This is a genomic window from Labrys sp. ALF-8 (genome assembly GCF_059699065.1).
Window position 1 is genome coordinate 974,473 of record NZ_AP048537.1, and the last position, 21,045, is coordinate 995,517.

Annotated in this window: 21 protein-coding genes; 7 read left to right on the forward strand and 14 right to left on the reverse strand. The window is 63.8% G+C overall.

What is annotated here, in order from left to right; genetic code table 11:
- Positions 1–116: 116 nt before the first annotated feature.
- Positions 117–1,127 (forward strand): bile acid:sodium symporter family protein, encoded by a 1,011-nt coding sequence (locus AC6H34_RS04410; protein WP_448151171.1) that lies wholly within the window; start codon positions 117–119, stop codon positions 1,125–1,127.
- Positions 1,128–1,139: 12 nt separating this feature from the next.
- On the opposite strand, the gene AC6H34_RS04415 is transcribed toward AC6H34_RS04410, so the two are convergent.
- From AC6H34_RS04415 to ybgC, 6 genes are all read right to left on the reverse strand, one after another.
- Positions 1,140–1,433: a hypothetical protein gene (locus AC6H34_RS04415; RefSeq protein ID WP_448151170.1), complete on the reverse strand. Its 294-nt coding sequence runs from the start codon at positions 1,431–1,433 to the stop codon at positions 1,140–1,142.
- 316 nt (positions 1,434–1,749) lie between these two features.
- Positions 1,750–3,078, reverse strand: a complete 1,329-nt coding sequence (tolB, locus tag AC6H34_RS04420) for a Tol-Pal system beta propeller repeat protein TolB (protein WP_497538027.1) — start codon at positions 3,076–3,078, stop codon at positions 1,750–1,752.
- Positions 3,079–3,117: 39 nt separating this feature from the next.
- Positions 3,118–4,455: a cell envelope integrity protein TolA gene (gene tolA, locus AC6H34_RS04425; RefSeq protein WP_497538028.1), complete on the reverse strand. Its 1,338-nt coding sequence runs from the start codon at positions 4,453–4,455 to the stop codon at positions 3,118–3,120.
- A 52-nt stretch (positions 4,456–4,507) separates the two neighbouring features.
- Positions 4,508–4,963: an ExbD/TolR family protein gene (locus AC6H34_RS04430; RefSeq protein ID WP_497538029.1), complete on the reverse strand. Its 456-nt coding sequence runs from the start codon at positions 4,961–4,963 to the stop codon at positions 4,508–4,510.
- Between the two features lie 42 nt (positions 4,964–5,005).
- Positions 5,006–5,728 (reverse strand): protein TolQ, encoded by a 723-nt coding sequence (tolQ, locus tag AC6H34_RS04435; protein ID WP_448151166.1) that lies wholly within the window; start codon positions 5,726–5,728, stop codon positions 5,006–5,008.
- A gap of 429 nt (positions 5,729–6,157) precedes the next feature.
- Positions 6,158–6,607, reverse strand: a complete 450-nt coding sequence (ybgC, locus tag AC6H34_RS04440) for a tol-pal system-associated acyl-CoA thioesterase (RefSeq protein WP_448151165.1) — start codon at positions 6,605–6,607, stop codon at positions 6,158–6,160.
- 104 nt (positions 6,608–6,711) lie between these two features.
- Here ybgC and ybgF point away from each other — a divergent pair, with 104 nt between their 5' ends.
- The 3 genes from ybgF (at position 6,712) to ftsH (ending at position 11,279) form a co-directional block, all read left to right on the forward strand.
- The gene (gene ybgF, locus AC6H34_RS04445) at positions 6,712–7,902 is read left to right on the forward strand and encodes a tol-pal system protein YbgF (RefSeq protein ID WP_497538030.1); all 1,191 of its coding nucleotides are present in this window, start codon (positions 6,712–6,714) and stop codon (positions 7,900–7,902) included.
- A gap of 149 nt (positions 7,903–8,051) precedes the next feature.
- Entirely contained in the window at positions 8,052–9,098 is a 1,047-nt protein-coding gene (gene tilS, locus AC6H34_RS04450; RefSeq protein WP_497538031.1) for a tRNA lysidine(34) synthetase TilS, read from the forward strand.
- Positions 9,099–9,353: 255 nt separating this feature from the next.
- Positions 9,354–11,279, forward strand: a complete 1,926-nt coding sequence (gene ftsH / locus AC6H34_RS04455) for an ATP-dependent zinc metalloprotease FtsH (protein ID WP_448151162.1) — start codon at positions 9,354–9,356, stop codon at positions 11,277–11,279.
- A gap of 120 nt (positions 11,280–11,399) precedes the next feature.
- Here the strand turns inward: ftsH and AC6H34_RS04460 are convergent, their stop codons facing one another.
- The 7 genes from AC6H34_RS04460 to AC6H34_RS04490 all read right to left on the reverse strand — a co-directional run bounded on the left by AC6H34_RS04460 (position 11,400) and on the right by AC6H34_RS04490 (position 17,264).
- Positions 11,400–12,362 (reverse strand): arginase family protein, encoded by a 963-nt coding sequence (locus tag AC6H34_RS04460; protein WP_497538032.1) that lies wholly within the window; start codon positions 12,360–12,362, stop codon positions 11,400–11,402.
- Between the two features lie 87 nt (positions 12,363–12,449).
- The gene (locus tag AC6H34_RS04465) at positions 12,450–13,142 is read right to left on the reverse strand and encodes an ABC transporter permease (RefSeq protein ID WP_497538033.1); all 693 of its coding nucleotides are present in this window, start codon (positions 13,140–13,142) and stop codon (positions 12,450–12,452) included.
- Complete coding sequence (locus AC6H34_RS04470; RefSeq protein ID WP_448151159.1) at positions 13,139–13,828, reverse strand: ABC transporter permease; 690 nt, start codon at positions 13,826–13,828, stop codon at positions 13,139–13,141. Before AC6H34_RS04470 ends, AC6H34_RS04465 begins: the two co-directional genes overlap by 4 nt.
- 6 nt (positions 13,829–13,834) lie before the next feature.
- Positions 13,835–14,599 carry a transporter substrate-binding domain-containing protein gene (locus AC6H34_RS04475; RefSeq protein ID WP_497538034.1) on the reverse strand — a complete coding sequence of 255 codons (765 nt, stop codon included), beginning with the start codon at positions 14,597–14,599 and terminating at the stop codon, positions 13,835–13,837.
- Positions 14,600–14,654: 55 nt separating this feature from the next.
- Positions 14,655–15,425 (reverse strand): ABC transporter ATP-binding protein, encoded by a 771-nt coding sequence (locus AC6H34_RS04480; protein WP_497538035.1) that lies wholly within the window; start codon positions 15,423–15,425, stop codon positions 14,655–14,657.
- A gap of 192 nt (positions 15,426–15,617) precedes the next feature.
- Positions 15,618–16,559, reverse strand: a complete 942-nt coding sequence (locus AC6H34_RS04485; RefSeq protein WP_497538036.1) for a LysR substrate-binding domain-containing protein — start codon at positions 16,557–16,559, stop codon at positions 15,618–15,620.
- Positions 16,560–16,748: 189 nt separating this feature from the next.
- Positions 16,749–17,264: a hypothetical protein gene (locus AC6H34_RS04490; RefSeq protein ID WP_497538037.1), complete on the reverse strand. Its 516-nt coding sequence runs from the start codon at positions 17,262–17,264 to the stop codon at positions 16,749–16,751.
- 283 nt (positions 17,265–17,547) lie between these two features.
- Here AC6H34_RS04490 and AC6H34_RS04495 point away from each other — a divergent pair, with 283 nt between their 5' ends.
- Together AC6H34_RS04495 and AC6H34_RS04500 are read left to right on the forward strand one after the other, a co-directional pair.
- The gene (locus AC6H34_RS04495; protein WP_497538038.1) at positions 17,548–18,402 is read left to right on the forward strand and encodes an NADPH-dependent oxidoreductase; all 855 of its coding nucleotides are present in this window, start codon (positions 17,548–17,550) and stop codon (positions 18,400–18,402) included.
- A gap of 43 nt (positions 18,403–18,445) precedes the next feature.
- Complete coding sequence (locus tag AC6H34_RS04500) at positions 18,446–19,324, forward strand: MBL fold metallo-hydrolase (RefSeq protein WP_497538039.1); 879 nt, start codon at positions 18,446–18,448, stop codon at positions 19,322–19,324.
- Positions 19,325–19,334: 10 nt separating this feature from the next.
- Here the strand turns inward: AC6H34_RS04500 and AC6H34_RS04505 are convergent, their stop codons facing one another.
- Positions 19,335–20,033 carry a cysteine hydrolase family protein gene (locus AC6H34_RS04505; RefSeq protein ID WP_497538040.1) on the reverse strand — a complete coding sequence of 233 codons (699 nt, stop codon included), beginning with the start codon at positions 20,031–20,033 and terminating at the stop codon, positions 19,335–19,337.
- Positions 20,034–20,157: 124 nt separating this feature from the next.
- Here AC6H34_RS04505 and AC6H34_RS04510 point away from each other — a divergent pair, with 124 nt between their 5' ends.
- Positions 20,158–21,021, forward strand: coding sequence for a MurR/RpiR family transcriptional regulator (locus AC6H34_RS04510; RefSeq protein WP_448151151.1), 864 nt, complete (start codon positions 20,158–20,160; stop codon positions 21,019–21,021).
- Positions 21,022–21,045 lie beyond the last annotated feature (24 nt).

A 21,045-nucleotide genomic window follows, 5' to 3' on the forward strand; every position in this document is an offset into this window, starting at 1 on the left:
GACGGGAACGGCAGGCGGGGATGCCTGCGATCCCCGGAGCATCACCCCATTTTGCGTGCGGCCCGGCGACAACCTGTCTATGCTGCGGGCAAATCACATCAATTGCGGCTGCCCCCTTGCTTTCCCGATTTCGCCCCGACAATTTCACCCTGCTTCTTGTCGCCACCGTCATCCTGGCGAGTTTCCTGCCCATTTCAGGCGAGCCTGCCGTCTATTTCGGCTACGCCACCAATTTCGCGATCGCCCTGCTGTTCTTCCTGCACGGCGCTCGCCTGTCCCGCCAGACGGTGATCGCCGGGCTGTCACATTGGCGTCTGCATCTCACCATCGTGCTATCGACCTTCGTGCTCTTCCCGGTGCTGGCACTCATTCTCGACTACGGCCTGGCGGCCGCGCTCACGCCGGCGCTCGCCAGCGGCATTCTCTATCTCAGCATCCTGCCATCGACCGTGCAGTCGTCCATCGCCTTCACGTCGATGGCGGGAGGCAATGTGCCGGCGGCGGTGTGCGCGGCCTCCGGTTCCAACATCATCGGCATCTTCATCACGCCGATCCTCGCGGGGCTCCTTTTCAGCGCGCGCGGCGTCGGCTTCTCCACCGATGTCTTGCTGACGATCGTCACCCAGCTGCTGCTGCCCTTCGTGCTGGGGCAGGTGCTGCAACCGTGGATCGGCGACTTCATCCGCCGCCACAAGGCGGGTCTCAGCTTCGTCGACCGCGGCTCGATTCTGATGGTGGTCTATCTGGCGTTCTCCGACGCGGTGGCGACGGGCCTGTGGAAGGAATTTTCCGCCACGGCGCTGCTAACCATGGTTCTCGTCAATGCGGCCCTGCTGGCGCTGGTGCTGATCACCACCACCTATGCCAGCCGCTGGCTCGGCTTCTCGAAGGAAGACGAGATCACGATCGTGTTTTGCGGCTCGAAGAAGAGCCTGGCGAGCGGCGTGCCCATGGCCACCGTGATCTTCGCCGGCCAGAATATCGGCGCCATCGTGCTTCCCCTGATGCTCTTCCACCAGATCCAGCTCATGACCTGCGCCGTGCTCGCACAGCGTTATGCCAAGCGCCTCAGACCTGAGGTGTCGGGGGCGAACCAAGGTACTTCCGGCGCACCGGCGAAGCCGTAGCCGGGCAGGATATCACGACGTCTCCGAGGTCGCCTCGGCGTCGTCGACGATAAGCCCGACCAGGCGGAGGAGTTCTCTCGCTGCGGGTGTCCCGGCTTCGCCGTTCAGGAAATCGACGAGGGGCATGACGCGTATCTCGTCGTCATTTTCCCTGGCGCTGCAATGATGTTCGACAAAGAGCTCACCTTTGTCGTCCTTGGCCAGCAGCCAGGTGTTGCCTTCATGATCGGTGTCGAGAAGACGCTTCTTGATATCGACAACGGTGACGTCTTCGGCATCGATTTCCAGCAGATCCAGATCCGTCATGGGAACCTCCTGAAGCGACCTGCCAGGTTGACGCGGTCTCCAGCGCAACTCACTGGCATCAAGGCATTTTGCGAGTCCTGGCGGCCTGACGGCGCACTGCACCGAGGAAAGAGATAGACGGCCCATCCGCCTGGCTCGGGAAGACATTCCCCCAACCGCTGCAATGTCGCACGCAAAGGCGCCGATTTGATGAGCCTCCAGGAAGAAACGGCCGCGACCGGCCAATGTTCCCCGCTCCGCCGCCACGCCGAGGCAAAGAAAAGCCCTCCCGACGAGCCATCGGGAGGGCGATTTCGATCAGGCCGACGAACCGACTTCAGTTCTGGCGGGTCATGTTGGTGGACCAGGCCGGATCCGAGGCATAGCCCTGGGTCGGCACGCGCTGCTCCGGGGTGCCGAAGATCGAGGCCTGCCAGAGCTGCGGCCCCTGGCCAAGGTCGCGGAACCACATCAGGTAGAGGCCGTTGGGCGACCAGGTCGGGCCCTCATTGTGAAAGCCCTCGGTGATCATGCGCATGCCCGAACCGTCGGGCTTCATGATGCCGATGCCGAACTTGCCACCTGCCTGGCGGGTGAAGGCGATCAGGTCCGATCGCGGCGACCAGACGGGCGTCGAATAGCGGGCACCGCCATCACCGGAGGTGATGCGCTGCTGGCCGGAGCCATCTGCGTTCATGATATAGATCTGCTGCGTGCCGCCGCGGTCGGATTCGAAGACGATGCGGCCGCCATCGGGCGAATAGGATGGTGAGGTGTCGATGGCGCTGCCGTCGGTCAGTTGCTGGCTCTGGTGCGACTGCAGGTTCATCACCTGGATGGTGGAGGCGCCATTGTTTTCCAGGCTCATGATCACCTTGCGGCCATCCGGCGAAAAGCGCGGCGAGAAGGTCATGCCCGGGAAGTTGCCCACCGTCTCGCGCTGGCCGGTCTGGATATTGGCGAGGAACACGCGCGGATCTGCGTCTCCGAAGGACAGATAGGTCAGTTCCTGGTTGGTCGGCGAGAAGCGCGGCGTCAGCACGAGATCGTTGCCGCGGCTGAGATAGACGGTATTCGCGCCATCCTGGTCCATCACCGCCAAACGCTTCACGCGCTTGTCCTTGGGACCGGACTCCGCGATGTAGGCAATGCGGGTGTCGAAGGCACCCGGCTCGCCCGTGACGGCCTTGAACACGGCGTTGGCGGCGACATGGGCGAGTTGGCGCCAGTTACCGGCAGCGGTGGTGAACTGCTGCCCGGCGATCTGCTTGCCCTGTGCAACGTCCCAGACACGTACCTGGATGCTGAGACCACCCGCCGCGGGCACTACCTGGCCGGCCACAACGACCTGCGCGTTCAGCGTCTGCCAACTGCCGAAGTTCGGCTGCGCATTCGGGCCGACTTGCTCGACGAAGGCCTTGGGATCGATCGGTTGGAACAGGCCGGAACGGCTGAGATCGTTGCTGATGATGCCGGAAAGATCCTTGCCACCACCACTGATACCCATGACGGCGACGGAAACGGGCGTGATCGTAGCCGATCCATCGAAGGTCAGCGTCATGATGTTGCTTTGCGCGGCGACGGGGCCGGATGCGCCGACGACAGCAAGGGCCAGGGCCGTCGCTAGAAGGCGAACCTTGGCTTTGATGAAGGAAGTAATCGACATTCTTTTCTCGCGGCTTTCTTCAAACCCGACCATGCTTCTTCAAAGGCCGCCGGGTTTGACGACGTAGTTGAAGACCTTCCAGGAGGATGCATAGAGCTCAGGCTTGAACTTGAGTGGATTGTCGGCGGTGATGCAGCGCTTGATCGCGCGAGTGACCGCCCCGGCGACAGTGGGGCTCGTGGAGGCCTTGATCTCCGTCTGCGCCACAGTGCCATCCGGATTCATATGCAATTGGATGGTCGCACTTTCCTGGTCGCCGTTCACGCCGAGCTGCAGGTTGAGGCAGCCCCGGATCTGGTTATTGATCATGCCCTGCATGGCCATCTGTTCGGAGACACTTGCCTTACGGCCTGTCGCCTCTGGCGCACCTGTCGCCGCCGTCTGGCTGACATTGTCGCGGGTATTGCTGGCCCGGCCGGACGCCTTGCTCGGCACGGTCGCGGGACTGGCGCTCGCCACCTTGGTGCCTTCCTTTGCCTGACGCTTGGCGAGGAGCCCCTCGATGCCGTTCAATGCAGCGGTCTGCTTAGCCTTCTGGGCATCGGCCTTTGCCTTGGCGTCGGCGATCTGCTGGGCCTTCTCCGCATCGGCCTTCGCCTTGGCATCCGCGATCTGCTTGGCCTTCTCGGCATCGGCCTTCGCCTTGGCATCCGCGATCTGCTGGGCCTTCTCGGCGTCGGCCTTCGCCTTGGCATCCGCGATCTGTTTGGCCTTCTCGGCGTCGGCCTTCGCCTTGGCATCCGCGATCTGTTTGGCCTTCTCGGCATCGGCCTTCGCCTTGGCATCGGCGGCCTGCTTTGCCTTCTCGGCTGCGGCCTGTTCTGCGGCATCCGCAGCGATCTTGTCGGCCAGCGCCTTCTGGTCGGCCGCCTTCTGAGCGGCTGCCTGCTTGGCTGCCTCGGCCTTCTGCGCAGCGGCCTGCTTCGCAGCCTCAGCCTTGGCAGCGTCCGCGGCCTGCTTGGCAGCTTCCGCAGCCTGCTTGGCCTGCTGCTCCCTGGCGGCAGCATCGGCTGCGGCCCGATCCGGCTTCGGAGGGGCGGGGACGGCATCATCCTGTGCCGATGGAGACGGCGGCGGCGCAGGCGGCGGTTCGGAATTGTCGGCGACCTGTTGGTCCGGCACCTCGCGCGACGGCGGGAGCGGCGGCGAAGGCTCCTGCGGACCGCTGCCCGAGGCATTGGCCTGGTCGCTCGGCTGCTGCGCGGGCTGGGCAGACGGGTCGCCCTTCATGATCTGGTCGTATTGTTCCTGCGAGATCGTGTCGACCACCGTCTCCGGCGGCGAATCGAGCGGCGGGGCGGACGGCAGCGCGAACAGGAGCGCTGCGATCAACGTCGCATGCACAATCGCCGAAACGGGAAGTCCATAATCACGCATAATACTCTAGCCGGTCTTTCGATTGGCGCCTGTCGGCCTCTCGCGGTCGTCGTTACTTGTCCTGATCCGTGATCAGGGCCACCTTCTTGTAGCCGGCACCCGACATCTGCCCCATGATGGCCATCACCATTCCGTAGTTGGCGTTCTTGTCGCCGCGCACGAAGATGCGGTCCTCAAGGCCGGCGCCGTTGTCCGCCATCGATTTCAGCTTCGCCATGAGATCCGGTTCGGGCGTCTCGCTGTCGTTGAGGTAGGCCTTTCCGTCAGCCTTGACCGAGATGGTAAGCGGCTTCTTGTCGACGGAAACCGCGCCTGCCGCCGTCTTCGGCAGGTCGAGCGTCACGCCCGAGGTGAGCAGCGGCGCAGCCACCATGAAGATGATGAGGAGGCACAGCATGACATCGATGAACGGCGTCATGTTGATGTCGGCGATGGGAGCCTTGTGGCGGCGACGGCGGCGCGCACCACCACTCGAACCGCCCGATCCTGTCGCGAGACTTCCAGCCATGTTGAGGTTCCTAGAGAGTTGAGATTGGAAGACGCTGGAGGCTCAGGCAGCCATGCGTTCGTCGATCTGGCGCGACAGGATCGCGGAGAACTCGTCGGCGAAGCCTTCCAGGCGCGCCTGCTGCTTGGCGACTTCCGCGTTGAACTTGTTGTAGGCGATCACGGCGGGGATGGCGGCGACGAGGCCCATGGCCGTGGCGAAGAGGGCTTCCGAGATGCCCGGCGCCACTGCCGCGAGCGAAGTGTTCTTGGTTGCGGCGATGGACTGGAAGGCCGTCATGATGCCGACCACCGTACCGAACAGGCCCACGAACGGGCCGGAGGAGCCGACGGTGGCAAGCACGAGAAGCTTGGACTCGAGGCGCTCGACCTCGCGCTGGATGGTGACGTCCATCACCTTCTCGATGCGGGCCTGCAGGCCGAGGAAGGAACGATTGGGGGCCTCCAGCGAGCGCTTCCACTCACGCATGGCGGAGACGAACAGGCCGGCCATGCCGAAATTGTTCTGGCGCTGGGACAGCGAACGGTAGAGTTCCTCGAGGCTCTGGCCGGACCAGAACACCTGCTCGAAGCGGTTCATGGCAGCGCGGGAACGAGAGAACAGGATCGTCTTGTCGATGATGATGGCCCAGCACCAGACCGAAGCGGCCATCAGGCCGATCATGACGATCTGGACGACCAGACCGGCGTGGAGAATCAGGCCAATCAGGCTCACATCGCTGACGGGAGCCAACGCCGTCTGAGCAATATCGGTTGTCGAGTCCATACGTCCAAATCCTCGTCCTGAAGCCGGCGAGCCTACCTCACACCAAACGATACTCAGGAAATCCGTCCGCTTCGTTGTGCACGGCAACAACACCAACGGCCGGAGCCCTTTTCGCTTTTGAATGTGACCGCAGTACGGCACCGTTCCCTTGCCGCCAAGCGCGGCAGATTTCAGGCCTATTGATCATCCGCATCGTTAATGTCGGGTTACGGGCGGGAAGATTTCGGCATTTCTCGTTTACTATGCGATGCAGCAATGAAAGCAATCCGGGTGCGCGGGCGTCCTGTACGTTCTTTCCGGCCGCAGACAGGGAGTGTCGAAAATGCTGCGCTGTACGGGAGAGGCAGAGGGCGATCGGTGATCGCCCATCCGTGTTCCGGCGCGCGCCTTTCTTATGAAATTAGCGGCAAATTGGCGCCCGTGGGCAGGCTAACCGTGCGCCTGGTCCCTCCCGGCCAGCACCTCGCGCAATATTTCGGGCAGCCTCTGCGGCCGACCGCCCTTGATGCACACCACAAGTACTTTTGCCGTGGTCAGCACCTCTTCTCCCCGCCTTATGGTCTGGATCAGGTTGAGCGAAGGCCCGCGCACCTCCCCTGCCCTGGTCTCGACTTCGACGATGTCGTCCATCAGGGCCGGGCGCAGAAAGTCCACGCTGATCGAACGGACGGCGAAGGCGATGCCTTCGTCGCGATGCAGCGCCATCTGGTCAACGCCGAGCGCGCGGATGAACTCGGTCCTGCCCCGCTCGAAGAAACGCAGATAGTTGGCGTGGTAGACGATGCCGGAGAAATCCGTGTCCTCATAATAGACCCTGAGCGGCAGGCGATGACAGTCACCGTTAAGCACGCCGCCGGGAATATGCGTCTTTTCTGCCATTTCTCTCATGGGGAAAGCCGGTTCTTCAAAGTTTCGCCTGACTTGGCCTGTGTGGTATCGACATGTCGAACCTTGGATCGATTTGCAACCCCATGAGCCGCCCCATGCTCCGCCCCGTCTCCGCCGCACTTCTGGCGACCGTGTCCTTGGCCGTGACCCTGGCCGTGTCCCCGGGCCTGGCTCATGCAGCCCAATACAATGACGGGCTTCTGCCGCCGGGATCGGTCGGACAGGATCAGACTTACGACGACCAGGCCTCCCAGGCCCCGCAATCCTATCCGTCCCAGCGCTCGCCGAGCGATGACGGACAGGCACCCTATGACCAGGGCCAGACCGATTACAGCCAGCCTCCGGTGCAGCAGGACTATGGGCAGGCGCCGTCTGCCTCGCAATCGCAGGGCAGCTACGTCGTGGCCCAGGATTCGACTATGGGCGACCTGCTGGTGCGCGTGCAACGCCTGGAGGGCGACAATCGGCGCCTGAACGGCACGGTCGAGGATCTTCAGTCGCAGATTCGCAAGCTGCAGGACGATTTGAAGCGCCAGCAATCGGATACCGAATATCGCCTGCAGGCCCTTGAGGGCGGTGCGGGAGGCGGCGGCGGAGCCAAGGCCCCCGCGCCCGTACCCAAGCCGGCGCCGCAGAAGCAGCGCAGCGGCCAGAATGGCCTCGGTGCCCCACCGCAGAATCTCGGCAGCATTCCTTCCGACGACCAGGGCAACGACGTCGCGTTGCAGGACCAGACCGGCGACGATCAGCCTGCAGCTCCGCCGCCGCGCCAGCAGCGCATGAACTCGCCCACGAGCGCAACCGGCCTCGCGGGCATTGCCGTCGACACCAGCCGGCCGCTCGCGAGCAATGCGCCGGACGCTGGCATGGGCGGTGGCGCGGCACCGGCACCCTCCACGCCGGAGGCCGAATATACCGCCGATTATCGCTTGTTCGAGAGCCGCCAATATGAGCAGGCGGAGTCTGCCTTCCGCAGCTTCGTGGCCAATCATCCCAAGGACAAGCGCGTGCCGGATGCGATCCACTGGATCGGCGAGAGCCTCTATCAGCGCAAGCAGTATACCGACGCAGCCGAGCAGTTCCTGAAGGTAACCAAGACCTATGCGAGTTCGCGCCGGGCGCCGTCCAGCATGCTAAAGCTTGGGATAACCCTTGCCGCGATGGGCGAGAAGGATGCCGCCTGCGCCGCCCTCCAGGCCGTGGCGACCAAATATCCGAAGGCTGGCCCGACGATCCTGAGCGGTGCCGACCGCGAGATCAAGCGAAACGCCTGCACGACGGGCTGAGTTTTCCCAGGACCGCCGGCATCCTGCCGGCCCCTTGAACCGGATCGACGGGGAGATGGCCGGAAAGCGCTTCCCGGCGTTTCGTTTCTTCTACCTCCGGCACGTATAGAACGGCCGGCAGGATGCCGGCGGTCCCAGGAATGACGTCCTTGCCAAATCCCATCACCCAGGATCCCATCACCCAGGACGAACTTCCCTCCCTCTTCTCCGATTTCGACGGCTTGGAGCACATTGTCCTCGCAGTCTCCGGCGGCGCCGATTCCATGGCGTTGATGCTGCTTGCGGCGCGCTGGCGCGAGGCTCACCCGGCCACGCTTCTAACTGTCGTTACCGTCGATCATGCCCTGCGCCCCGAAAGCGCCGGCGAATGCATACAGGTCGCTGGCCGGGCCGAAGCCTTCGGCATACCCTGCCTCATCCGGTGCTGGAGCGGCGACAAGCCTGCCTCGCGCCTTCAGGAAAGCGCGAGGACCGCCCGCTATGCCCTGCTGGCGGAGGCCGCAGCGGAGATCGGCGCCGATGCGATCGCGACGGCCCACACACTCGACGACCAGGCTGAAACGGTGCTGATGCGCCTGCTTCACGGCTCTTCCGTCGATGGGCTTGCCGCCATGCGGCCCGTGAGCCGGCGCGGCGAGGTCGCGCATCTGCGGCCCCTTCTCGGCACCCCGAAGGCAAGGCTGGTCGCCACGCTTTCCGCGGCGGACGTGCCCTGGATCGAGGATCCCTCCAACCGCAACGGGCGTTTCGAACGGGTGCGGCTGCGCCGTCTCCTGGAGGAACTCGCCCCGCTCGGCCTCGATCCGCGCCGCCTCTCCTTGCTGGCCGAGCGCGCAGCGCGTAGCGCCGATGCCCTGGAGACGATCACGGCAACCCACTTCGCCCGCGCCTATCGCCAGGAGGGCGGCGAGGGCGTTCTGGGCGGCTCCGTCTACCGTGCGGCGCCGGCCGACATCAGGCTGAGAATGATCGAGCGAGCCATCGAACGCGTCCGTGAGAGCGAAGACTCCCGGCCCTACGGCCTGCGGCTCGAGAGGCTGGAGGCCCTGGGGAAGGCCCTCGATCTTGCCGCGGCCGCCGGCAGGCGATGGCGAGGAAGCCTCGGCGGGGTACTCATGCGCCTGACGGACGCCGGCGACATCCATATCTCCCCGGAAGCCCCCCGCCGGCGCGGTCGCGCGAAAGACAAGATGTAGAAAATGTCATTTACAGGCATTATACATTCAAGGAGCGGTGCGATGCGTCGAAATGGGCTGCCTGTTCAACGTCTTACGAATTGAGCTTCTTGCAGGTCTTGCCCGTGACAAGCGGGCCGCGGCCCTGTAAGGGAGCGTTCGGCAATCTATCCCGAGGGCTTGCCTTGGCATTTGAGTTCCATATGCCTATTTTAGCCAGGATATCCTGTGGCACCCGCCGCGACGCCGCGGAGCGGTTGCCACGAAAGGCAAGAGATGAACGCGAACTTCCGAAATTTTGCGCTTTGGGTGATAGTGGTGCTGCTGTTGCTGGCACTCTTCACCCTGTTCCGGCAGACGGGCGGCCAAAGTGCTTCCGCCAATAGTGCCATCTCCTATTCGGAACTGGTGAAGTCCGCCAAGGACGGCAAGGTGAAGGCTGTCACCATCACCGGCAACGAACTGACGGGCACCTATACGACGGGCGAGCAGTTTACCGCCCAGCTGCCGAACGACCCGAACTTGGCCAAGACGCTGAACGACTACAATGTGCAGGTCAGCGCCGCCCCGCCGGGCGAGACGCCGTGGCTGCTCCAACTCCTCCTGCAGGCCCTGCCCATCCTCGCGCTGATCGGCGTGTGGATCTTCCTCTCGCGCCAGATGCAGGGCGCAGGCGGCAAGGCGATGGGATTCGGCAAGTCCAAGGCCAAGCTGCTGACCGAAGCGCATGGCCGCGTCACCTTTGATGACGTCGCGGGCATCGACGAAGCCAAGGAGGATCTCCAGGAGATCGTCGAGTTCCTGCGCGATCCCCAGAAGTTCCAGCGCCTGGGCGGTCGCATTCCGCGCGGCGTGCTGCTCGTCGGCCCGCCCGGCACCGGCAAGACGCTGACGGCCCGCGCCGTGGCCGGCGAGGCCAATGTGCCCTTCTTCACGATTTCGGGTTCGGACTTCGTCGAAATGTTCGTCGGCGTCGGCGCCAGCCGCGTACGCGACATGTTCGAACAGGCCAAGAAGAACGCGCCCTGCATCATCTTCATCGACGAAATCGATGCCGTGGGTCGCCATCGCGGCGCCGGGCTCGGCGGCGGCAACGACGAGCGCGAACAGACGCTCAACCAGTTGCTGGTCGAGATGGATGGCTTCGAGACCAACGAAGGCATCATCATCATCGCCGCGACCAACCGTCCCGACGTGCTCGATCCGGCCCTGCTGCGTCCCGGCCGCTTCGACCGCCAGATAGTTGTCTCCAATCCCGACCTTTCGGGCCGCGAGAAGATCCTGCGCGTGCATGTGCGCAAGGTGCCGCTCGCTCCCGACGTCGACCTCAAGGTCATCGCCCGCGGCACGCCGGGCTTCTCCGGCGCCGACCTGATGAACCTGGTCAACGAGGCCGCCCTGCTCGCCGCGCGCCGCAACAAGCGCATGGTCACCCATGTCGAGTTCGAGGACGCCAAGGACAAGATCCTGATGGGCGCCGAGCGCCGCTCCGCCGCCATGACGCAAGAGGAGAAGGAGCTCACCGCCTATCACGAGGCCGGTCACGCCATCGTGGCACTCAACGTGCCGCTGGCCGATCCGGTCCACAAGGCGACCATCATCCCGCGTGGCCGCGCTCTCGGCATGGTGATGCAGCTTCCCGAAGGCGATCGCTATTCGGCAAAGTACACCTGGATGACCTCGCGCCTCGCGATCATGATGGGTGGCCGCATCGCGGAGGAGATCAAGTTCGGCAAGGACAACATCACCTCCGGTGCCGCCAGCGACATCGAGCAGGCGACCAAGCTCGCGCGCGCCATGGTGACGCGCTGGGGTTATTCGGACCTGCTTGGCACCGTCGCCTATGGCGACAACCAGGACGAGGTCTTCCTCGGCATGTCGATGGGCCGCACCCAGAGCGTCTCGGAGGCCACCGCCCAGAAGATCGACGCCGAGGTGCGCCGTCTGGTTGGCGAGGGTCTCGACGAGGCCCGCCGCATCCTGATCGAGAAGAAGGACGACTTCGAAAAGCTGGCTCAGGCCCTGCTCGAGTACGAGACGCTGACGGGCGAGGAAATCAACGACCTCCTGGCCGGGAAGCCCCCGTCCCGCGACCCCCTGGAAGAGCCCGTCACTTCCCGCGGCTCAGCCATCTCGCCGGGCAAGCCCCGCCGCCGTCCGCCACAGGCGGACCCCGGCATGGAACCGGCGCCTTCCGCCTGAACGGAACCATTTACCCAGAACATGCAAAAGGGCCGGTCGAAAGACCGGCCCTTTTCATTGGCGAACCACCACAATGCCGCGCGCCCGGCGTTGCACATGTCCGATTGCGCGCGCCCCTACTCAATCCGCCTGGCGGGCAAGGACGCCGAGCGTGGTGGTGATAAGGCGGGCGAAGGTGAAAGCACCGATATCGTCGACGTCGCGCTCGGGCATGAATTCGACAAAGTCGGCAGCGGCGATGCGGCCCCGGTTCGCCGCGCCCCTGATGAGATCGACCGCCTGATAGTAGCTCAGCCCACCTGGCGCCCGCCCGATCACACCCGGCACCAGGGCTGGATCGAGGGCGTCGGCATCGATGCACAGGACGACCTGGCTTCCCTCGGGAATGAGGTCGAGGGCGGCGGCGACTCCCTTCGTGTGGAGATCGTATGCCGGCACGAATTTGACGCCCCACGCCAGGGCATCCTCATAGTCTGTCGTCGCGGCCGACCCGATGCCTCTTGCCCCGACCTGGATGATGCGCTCGATGTGAGGCATCTCGGACGCCCGCCGCATGGTCGAGGAAAGACCCAGCCTTTCGCCCATATGGGTCTCGCGCCAATCGATATGCGCATCGATCTGCAGGATCGTGTACCTCGCGCCGTTCCCTGAGCGGCCAAGCGCCTCGATCATCGGAATGGGGATCGAATCATCGCCCCCGAGAACCACCGGTACCGCATTGCGTTCGAGGATTCTGCTTACGGCGTCGCGGATGATGGCGCGGTTGCCGGCCGGGTCGGCTTCGTCGAAGGGCAGGTCGCCGCAGTCGACGGCCTTCAGGTGCGCGGCTGGAAAGACGGCCCCGCCGCTGTCGAAGTCATGGCGGTCGATGTTGGCGGTCAGCGAGGCCGTCGCCCGCCGCAATGCGTCCGGTGCATGACGGCAGTAGGCGCCGACCGAGGCATAAGGTGTCGCGCAGGGTGCGCCGATCAGCGCGATCGGAGCAGTGAGCGCCGACAGGTCCGGGCAATCCGGCAGGCCCAGAAAGGTACGTGTTTCAGCGGCCGCGCCGAAGAGCGCGCCGAGATCGGCTTTATTGTTCATGGCTTTTCCTTTGCCCGCATCGATGAGCGGGCGGCTGACGGGAGGGATGATAAGGGGGCAGGAGGAAGCGGGATTGCCGAAGCATCATCAGCCGATCCGGTCCTGGAGGTAGCCGGCCCAGCGCCGCTGTGCCAATTGGAAGGCGCTCACCAGAACGAAAGTCATCGCGAGATAGATCGCGGCAGCGGTTACATAGGGCTCGAACTGAATGTAGTCGTCCAAAGTGATCTGGCGGGCCACGCCGGTGATCTCGAGCAGCGTCACCGTGCTTGCGAGAGAAGTGGCATGCAGCATCATGATCATTTCGTTGCCGTAGAGCGGCAAGGAGCGCGTCAGCATGGAAGGAATCAGGATCCGCGTCGCCTGGGTCCAGGCTGACATGCCATAGGCCTGCATCGCCTCGATCTCCCCGGAGGGGACGTGACGCAGGCCGCCGGCAAAGATCTCCGTGCTGTAGGCGGTGGTGTTGAGCACGAAGGCGGCGAGCACGCAGACCATGGGACTCGACAGCCAGGGCCAGAGCACGCTTGCCCGGACAGCCTCGAACTGGGCCAGGCCGAAGTAGATGAGAAAGAGCTGGACCAGCAGCGGCGTACCGCGAAAGATCAGCGTGTAGGCGAGGACGGCATAGCGCAGAGCAGGCCTTCGGCTGTTGCGCGCAAACGCCAGCGGCACCGCCAGGAAGAAGGAGATGAACAGTGAGGCGGCGGTCAGCAGCATCGTGAGCCGAGCCCCTTGGGCATACGCGCCGAGATTGTCTGCGATGATGTCCCAGTTCATGGCGCGAGCTCTTTCGTGCCCAATTCGAAACGCTTCGCCACATGGAGCAGAAGGACCATCGAGGCCAGTGTCACAGCCAGGTAGAAGCCGGCAGCCACGAGATAGAAGGTGAAGGGCATGCCTGTCGCCTCGGCGGCCCCCTTGGCGCGGAACATCACATCCTGAAGGCCGATCAGGGAAACGAGCGCTGTCGCCTTGGCCAGCACGAGCCAGTTGTTGGTGAAGCCAGGCAGCGCGAGCCGGATGAGCTGCGGCAGGATGATACGCAGGAACATGCGGCGCCGGCTCAACCCGAACGCCATGGCCGCTTCGATCTGGCCCTTCGGAATATTCTGGAGCGCGGCCTTGAAGGTCTCCGTCATATAGGCGCCGAAGATCACGCCCAGCGTCGCAATGCCGGCCGCGACGGGTGAAAATTCGATCTGGATCTCGAAGCCCAGTGCACCGGCGCATTGGTTCAGGAGCGCAGGCAGGCTGTAGAAGACCAGCAGCATGACGACCAGGTCGGGAATGCCGCGGATGACGAAGGTGTAGCAGCCGGCAACCCCGCGCAGCACCCGGCTGCGCGAAAGCTTGGCGAGGGCCGCCGCAAGGCCCAGCGCGACCGCCACGAGAAGCGAAGACAAGGCGAGCAGCAGGGTCGTGACCCCCGCTGCAAGTATCGTCGCTGCATACTCCGCTGTCATCGCAGCTTATTGGCCGAGATATTTTGCGTTGAGAGCATCGAGCTTTCCGCTCTCACGCACGGCGGCAAGGCCCTTGTTGATCGCATCGAGAAGCTCGGTGTTCTTCTTGCTGATGGCGATCGCCACGCCTTCGCCGAACTCCTTGGCATCCTTGCCCGTGAGTTCGGGGCCGACAAGCGCGAAATCCTTGCCCGTATCGCCCTTGAGGAAGCCGTTGATGACCTGAGCTTGGTAGCTGATGTGGAGATCGGCGCGACCGGCGGTCAGTTCGAGGTAGGGTGCGCTGCCGGAATCATAGCGCTTGATCGTGGCTTCGGGGTAATGGGCCGTGACATAGGCATCCATCGGCGTACCGGTCTGGACGGCGATCGTCTTGCCTTTCAGGCCGCCGGGCGAGAAGTCGAAGGAGGCGCCCTTCTTCGCGACGAAGCGGAAGACCGGATGCTCATAGATGTCGCTGAAGGCGATGACCTTGCGCCGCTTCTCCGTCACGGTGAGCTGGGAGATCAGGGCATCGTACTTGCCCGAAATCAGGCCGGGGATCATGCCGTCCCACGCCGCGGCGAAGATGTTGCAGTCGAGCTTGGCCGCTTCGCACACTGCCTGCATGAGTTCGATGTCGTAGCCGACCAGCTTGCCGTTTGAATCGATGGATTCGAAGGGCGGAAAGGTTGCATCTGTGGCGATCTGCACCTTTTCCGCGGCATGGGCCGTGCCCCCGACGGCCGCTATGGCCAACGCGGCGGCGAACAGGATCCGTGGCGTTCTCATATTAGTTCCTTTCTGGTTGGGCTTGTTTCTTGGTTGTCGTGGGGTCTTAGGCGTTTCAGTGCTTGAGCCGCCCGGCGAGGAATTGCCGCAGCCTGGGGCTGCGGGCGTCCGTGAAGACCGCTTCCGGCGTGCCCTCTTCCTCGATCAGTCCTTGATGGAGGAAGACCACTCGGCTCGAGGCATGGCGTGCGAAGCCCATTTCATGGGTGACGACGACCATCGTCCGTCCCTCCTCGGCGAGGGCCTGCATCACCTTCAGGACCTCGCTCACAAGTTCGGGATCGAGCGCGGACGTGGGTTCGTCGAAGAGCATGACATCGGGGTTCATGCTCAGCGCACGCGCGATCGCGACACGCTGCTGCTGCCCGCCCGAGAGATGGCCGGGATACTTGCCGAGGACATCCCGGCCCAGGCCGACCTTCGCGAGATTTGCCTTGGCCCGCTCGATCGCTTCGGGCTTGGGCACATCGAGGACACTGATCGGTGCCTCGATGACATTGGAGAGCACCGACATGTGCGACCAGAGGCAGAAATTCTGGAACACCATGGCCAGCTTGCTGCGCATGCGCTGGAGCTGCGCCCTGTCGGTCGCTCTCAGCATGCCGTCGCGATCCCGCGTCGTTACGAGTTCCTGGCCATCGAGAACCACCCTTCCCGCATTCGGGCGTTCGAGGAAGTTGATGCAACGAAGCAGGGTGCTCTTGCCGGATCCGCTGGCGCCAATGATGCTGATCACATCCCCTGCGTTGGCGGCGAGCGAGACGCCTTTCAGGACCTCATGATCGCCGTAGGATTTGTGAATGTCGCTGACGGCGAGCTTCAACATGCCCTGCCCTTGTTCCAAGCCGAGGCTTGTTCCGCCCGCTATCCCGCGGCGAACCATCGACCTCCGGCAAAATGCCTAATTAATTTGCTTTGTATAGGCATGACCGAATTTTGCTCAAATGATGAATCCTCATCCGATATATGATGCGGCTTCATCTATTCAGCCGAAGGGGACGTTCGCCATGAGAAGGCGTCACCCTGCCTCGTGGAGCGGTTCCGGGAGAGCGTCCCAGGCAGCGTCCCTGCCGAAGGACGCGAGAAGCCAGAGGAGGAACCGCCGCACGCTGGCGCGTCGCAGGCCAGTATGGCTGCATACGACATGCCAGCCGCCGAAGGCGTCGATGGAGAAGGCGAAAGGCCTCACGAGAACGCCCTTCTCGACATCAGTGGACGACAGGGTGTCGCTGACCAGCGCCACACCGACGCCGTTGATGGCGAGATCGATCGCCATGCCCAGATCGCTGCAATAGAGATGCCGGGCCGTTTGGCCGATCTCGCCAGCACCTGCCTCCGACAACCAGCGACGCCATTCCGAGCCGTCATCCCAATGCAGAAGAAGGCTGTTGGCGAGATCGGAAGGACTGCTCATTGCCCTGCCGACGCTCTGAAAGAGAATTGGACTGCAAACGGGCGTGATGTCCACATGGGCGAGCAGCGTCGACCACCGGTCCGCCCACCCACCTGAGCCGAAAGCGATACCGACATCGGCATCGCCGAGTTCGGCCACCCGCTGGTTCTCGACGAGGCGAATGTGGCACTCGACGGTGGGGTGATCCTTGCAGAAGTGCTTGAGATGCTTGGCCAGCCAGGCACTGGCGAACATCGGAGGGCAGGCAATTTCGAGCCGCCCGGCGACCTGGTCGGCCTCGGACAGCCTGATCGCGGCGGCTTGAATGTCCTGCAAGGCGGTCGCGACGGTTTTCGCGAAGATCCGCCCCGCCTCCGTCAGAATTACGCCGCGGCCGGCCCTGCCGAAGAGATCGTAGCCCAGCGCTTCCTCCAGCCGGCGCAGTTGGTGGCTGACGGCGCTGTCAGTCAGATTAAGCTCCGCCGCAGCCTTGGCGAGGCTCTGGTGCCGCGCGGCGGCTTCGAACGTTCTTAGCGTCGGCAGGGGCAGATTGCGTAGATCGGCCATGATTGCTCGCGGACGGCTGCTCTCGCGTGCAGAGAGTCCGTAGGAGGGATCGAAACAGCAACTATCGGGCACATCCCGCAGCCAGTCCAGGCCGCAGGCCCGAGCACCCGCCTCTTGTCTGCAGAGGCTACGTCTGCGGCGCCACGGGCATCCCCGGGATACGGCCGGATCGATCGTACCTTGGAGCTGCTAACTCTGGCGAAGATGACGAAGGCGCCGCTTCCAGCGCTCGCCAGGACGGGGGCGGTCACGAAGTCTGTTCGCGTCCGGGCCGTCCGTCATGTCCACCGTCGCACCGGGATCTTCGACATCCGGGCGTGATGAAATCTCCCTGGCCGGTATTTTCGCTTTCTTCGCCTTTACCGGGGGCATGCTTGCAACCGGGGCTTCCTCCTTCACCTCAACCTTGCTCACCGCCGCGACAGGCGTCTTGCGCACTGGCCGCTTGCGAGGCCGGGGTTCAGGCGCAGCCGGCACGACGTGCACCGGTCCGGTGGCGGCCTCGGCACTTTCGGGGACAGTCGCCGTCAGGATTTCCTGCGGCACTTCCATTTTTTCCGGCGCGGAAGGCCGGGAAACCAGCGCCTTGAACAATTGCTCCGCGGCCTGGCGAGCCGGCGAGAAATCGTCGCCGGCTCGCGGCGTGACTGTCTCGACCGGAAGGACTGTTTCCGGTGCTTCAACCGGAGCGCTGGGCACGCTCAAACGCGAGCGCTTCACTTCGATAACAAATGGCTTGATTGGCGACTTCATGAATTGACCGAGAATCTCTGAAATCTGGGGAATTCTGCTTCCCTAGGACATTTCAGGCGCCATTGCTATCGCCCATACCGCAGCTTCCTTCCAAATTGTCGTCGTGATCGAAGATCGCTATTGCGGGGATTACGAATACGCCCGGGCGACCCGTTCAGTTATACCACCATCCAGATCCGTTCCCTCGAAGCGGAGGGGATCACTTGAGCACCAAATTATTTCAGAAAGGTACATCATGAACGACCGCGTTGCTCCGCCTGCCCAGTCCTCGCCGGCCCGCGAAAGGCTTTGGGACCGCTATCGCGACGAAGCCTTGGCAGATCGCCTGTCTTCGATGCCGTGGAATGGCGCGCTCGACACCATGCTTTGCCATCGCTCGGTGCGCAGCTATCTCGACCAGCCGCTGGCGCCCGGCCTGCTGGAACTCATCGTTGCAGCCGCGCAATCGGCGCCCACCACGTCCAACCTGCAGGCCTGGAGCGTAATCGCCGTGCAGGACAAGGCGCGCAAGGCCCGGCTCGCCGGATATGCCGCCAACCAGAAGCACATCCACGATGCTCCGCTCCTGCTTCTCTTCGTGGCGGATCTGGCGCGCCTCCACAGGATCAGCGAAGAGCGCGGTTATCCGGGTGCCGGGCTGTCCTACATCGAGGCCTTCATCTTCGGTGTGGCGGACGCCTCATTCGCGGCCCAGAACACCGTCGTGGCCGCCGAATCGCTGGGCCTCGGCTGCTGCTTCATCGGAGCCATGCGCAATCAGCCGCAGGCGGTGGCGGACGAACTTGCACTGCCGGATGAAAGCATGGCGGTCTTCGGCATGACCATCGGCTACCCCGATCCCGCCATTGCAACGGCGGTCAAGCCACGCCTGCCGCAAGGCGTGGTGCTCCACCACGAGCGCTATAGCCCACCGCAGAAGGCCGACATCGCAGTCTATGACGAGCGCATGGCCGATTTCCGCGTCGAGCAGGAAATGCGCATGATCGATTGGACCGAGCAGATGGCGCGCCGGGTGAAGGACGAGGCCGCGCTGACGGGCCGCCACGTCCTGAAACAGTTCCTTCAGGATCGCGGACTGATCCTCAAATAGAGCGGCAAAGCCGCCGCACGAAGAAAGAAATGGGAGGTGAACGATGAATGCCCGCGTGAAGCCCGACAGGCAGCCGAGCGGTGTGCAGCATTTCGCCGTCGGCGAAGCGGTGGTCAGCGTCGTGAATGACGGCATCCATCCCGTCGGGTTCGAGGATCTCGTCACCACCGACGCCGCCGCCTGTGAAAAGGCCCATCGGGATGCCTTCTGCCTGGTGCCTCCGTCTCTCACCATCAGTTGCTTCGTCATCCGCAGTGGCGGCAAGCTGTCGCTGGTCGACACCGGTTTCGGCAACCGTACGACGGCCGTGGGCAAGCTCATCGGCAACCTTCAGTCCATCGGCATCGCCCCTGGGGACGTCGATGCCGTGCTGATGACACACATGCACCAGGACCACGATGCCGGGCTGGTCGACCCTGTCGGCAAGGCTGTCTTCCCCAATGCCGAACTCGTTCTGCACCAGGATGAACATGCTTTCTGGCAGGATGACGAAGCGCAGGCGCGGGCCGCAGGCACACGGATGATCGAATTCGGTATGGCGCGTACCGCCTTCGCCGCCTATGGCGGGCGCGTGCGCACGGTCGCAAGCGGGGACGTGCTGCCCGGCATCCGAGCCTTTCCCACACCGGGCCACACGCCCGGTCACACCGCCTGGCTGGTGGACTCGGGCGGCGATGCCCTGCTGATCTGGGGCGACATCATCCACTTCCCGGGAATCCAGTTCGCCATCCCCGACGCGAGCGTCGCCTTCGATCATGACAGCGCGGCCGCCGCCGCGGCACGGCGCAAGGTGCTCGCCTTCGTCGCCGGCGAGAAGATCCGGGTGGCCGGCGTGCATCACGACTTTCCCGCACTCGGCCATGTCGTGGAAAGCGGCAGTGCCTATCGGTTTATCCCGGAGATCTGGCGGCCGGCCCTCTGAGCCTGCTTGATCAGGCGAGCCGCTTCTCGCGGACAGTCGAGATGCGGCGGATCTCCTCGATCATCTCTTCCGTGCTGCGCGTGCGGCAATAATGGCCGCGCATGCCTTCGATCGAAGCGGCATGGTTCTCGGGCGTCTCAGCCGCGCAGCAATCCTCGATCTGGGTGACCAGGAAACCGCGATCGGCGGCATCACGGATCGCCGACTCGACGCATTGATCCGTGACCACGCCATAGATCACCAGGAATTCGATGCCGAGATTGCGCAGCACATATTCGATGTTGGTGGCGTTGAAGATGCCGGAAGCCGTCTTCGGGATGATGATCTCGTCGCCCTCGGGGCCAACCGCATCAATGACCTTTGCCTCCCAGCATCCCTTCGGGAAGTTCAGGCCGGAAATCTTATGGTCGAGACTGCGGTCCCTGCCATCCTGCGTGAGGCTTTCCAGCACGGTGAAGATCACCTCGATACCTGCCGCTCGCGCCGCAGCCTGCAGGCGTGCCTGGTTGGGGATCACGATCCCATCGATACGCTCGTAGAATGCCCGCTTTTCCGATTCCGGCGTGCCGGGCTGACGGGCGCGCGCCAGGATGTCCGGGTTGAACTCGCCGTTCTGCATGTCGATGTTGAGCAGGGCGGTGCGTGCCGGAACGATTTCGCGCTCGCGATAGGCCCCGCCCGGCGCATCGATGACAGGTATGGCGACCATGGACTCCTCGTCAGCTGCATTGCCGCTTGTAATCAGAATTACGATATAAGCCGGAATTGACATATCCTGTATCGTGAGCACCTGAAAGACAATGCCGAAATCCGGGGCGGAGCCCGAGATTGCCATGGAGCGTCCGAAAACCGAGCATGCCGCAGGCGCGACCCTCGCCGACAGGGTCGCCGCCACGCTGCCCTCGCTGAGCGATGCCGAGAAGCGCGCCGCGCGCGCCCTGCTCGCGCGCTACCCCACCACCGGCATGGAGACCGTGGCGCTCTTCGCGGAACGGGCCAAGGTCAGCGCGCCGACCATCCTGCGCTTCGTCGCAAAGCTCGGATTTGCGGGCTATGCGGATTTCCGCCGGGCGCTGCGGGAAGAAATGGAAGCACAGGCCGAGTTTCCGCTGACCCGCCCGCATGTCGAAGGAACCTCGCCCGCCACGGCGAATTTTTCCGAGGCGCTGGTAGAGACGGTAAGGGGCTCCCTTGCCATGGTCGGCGAAGCCGAGGTCAAGCGCCTTGTGGATGTTCTTGCCGATGAAAGACGGCAGGTCTTCCTGCTCGGTGGTGACTTCACCGAACCTGCCGCGCGACATCTCGAGTTCCATCTGCGCAAGATGCGCGGCCGCGTGCGGCTGCTCTCGATGGGGCTGATGCGGCGTGCCGACGAGCTCGCCGAGATCCGCCGCCGCGATGTCGTCATCCTCTTCGACATTCGCCGCTACCAGGCCGACACCGTTCGCACGGCCGAGGTCGCCAAGGCGCGCGAGGCGGTGGTCGCCCTCTTCACCGACCAATGGATGTCGGATGTGGCGCAGGTGGCGGACATCGTTCTTCGTGCCAGGGTCGACGTGCCGTCGCCGTGGGACAGCCTGATCGGTCTCGTCGCCGTGGTAGAGGCGGTCGCGCTCGCCCTTGACTCCCGGCAATGGCCCATCGCACGCAAGCGCTTTGAGACCATAGAGGAGGTTCGCAAGGGTATCGTTACGTAAGATATTTGTTTGCAAAAAATTACG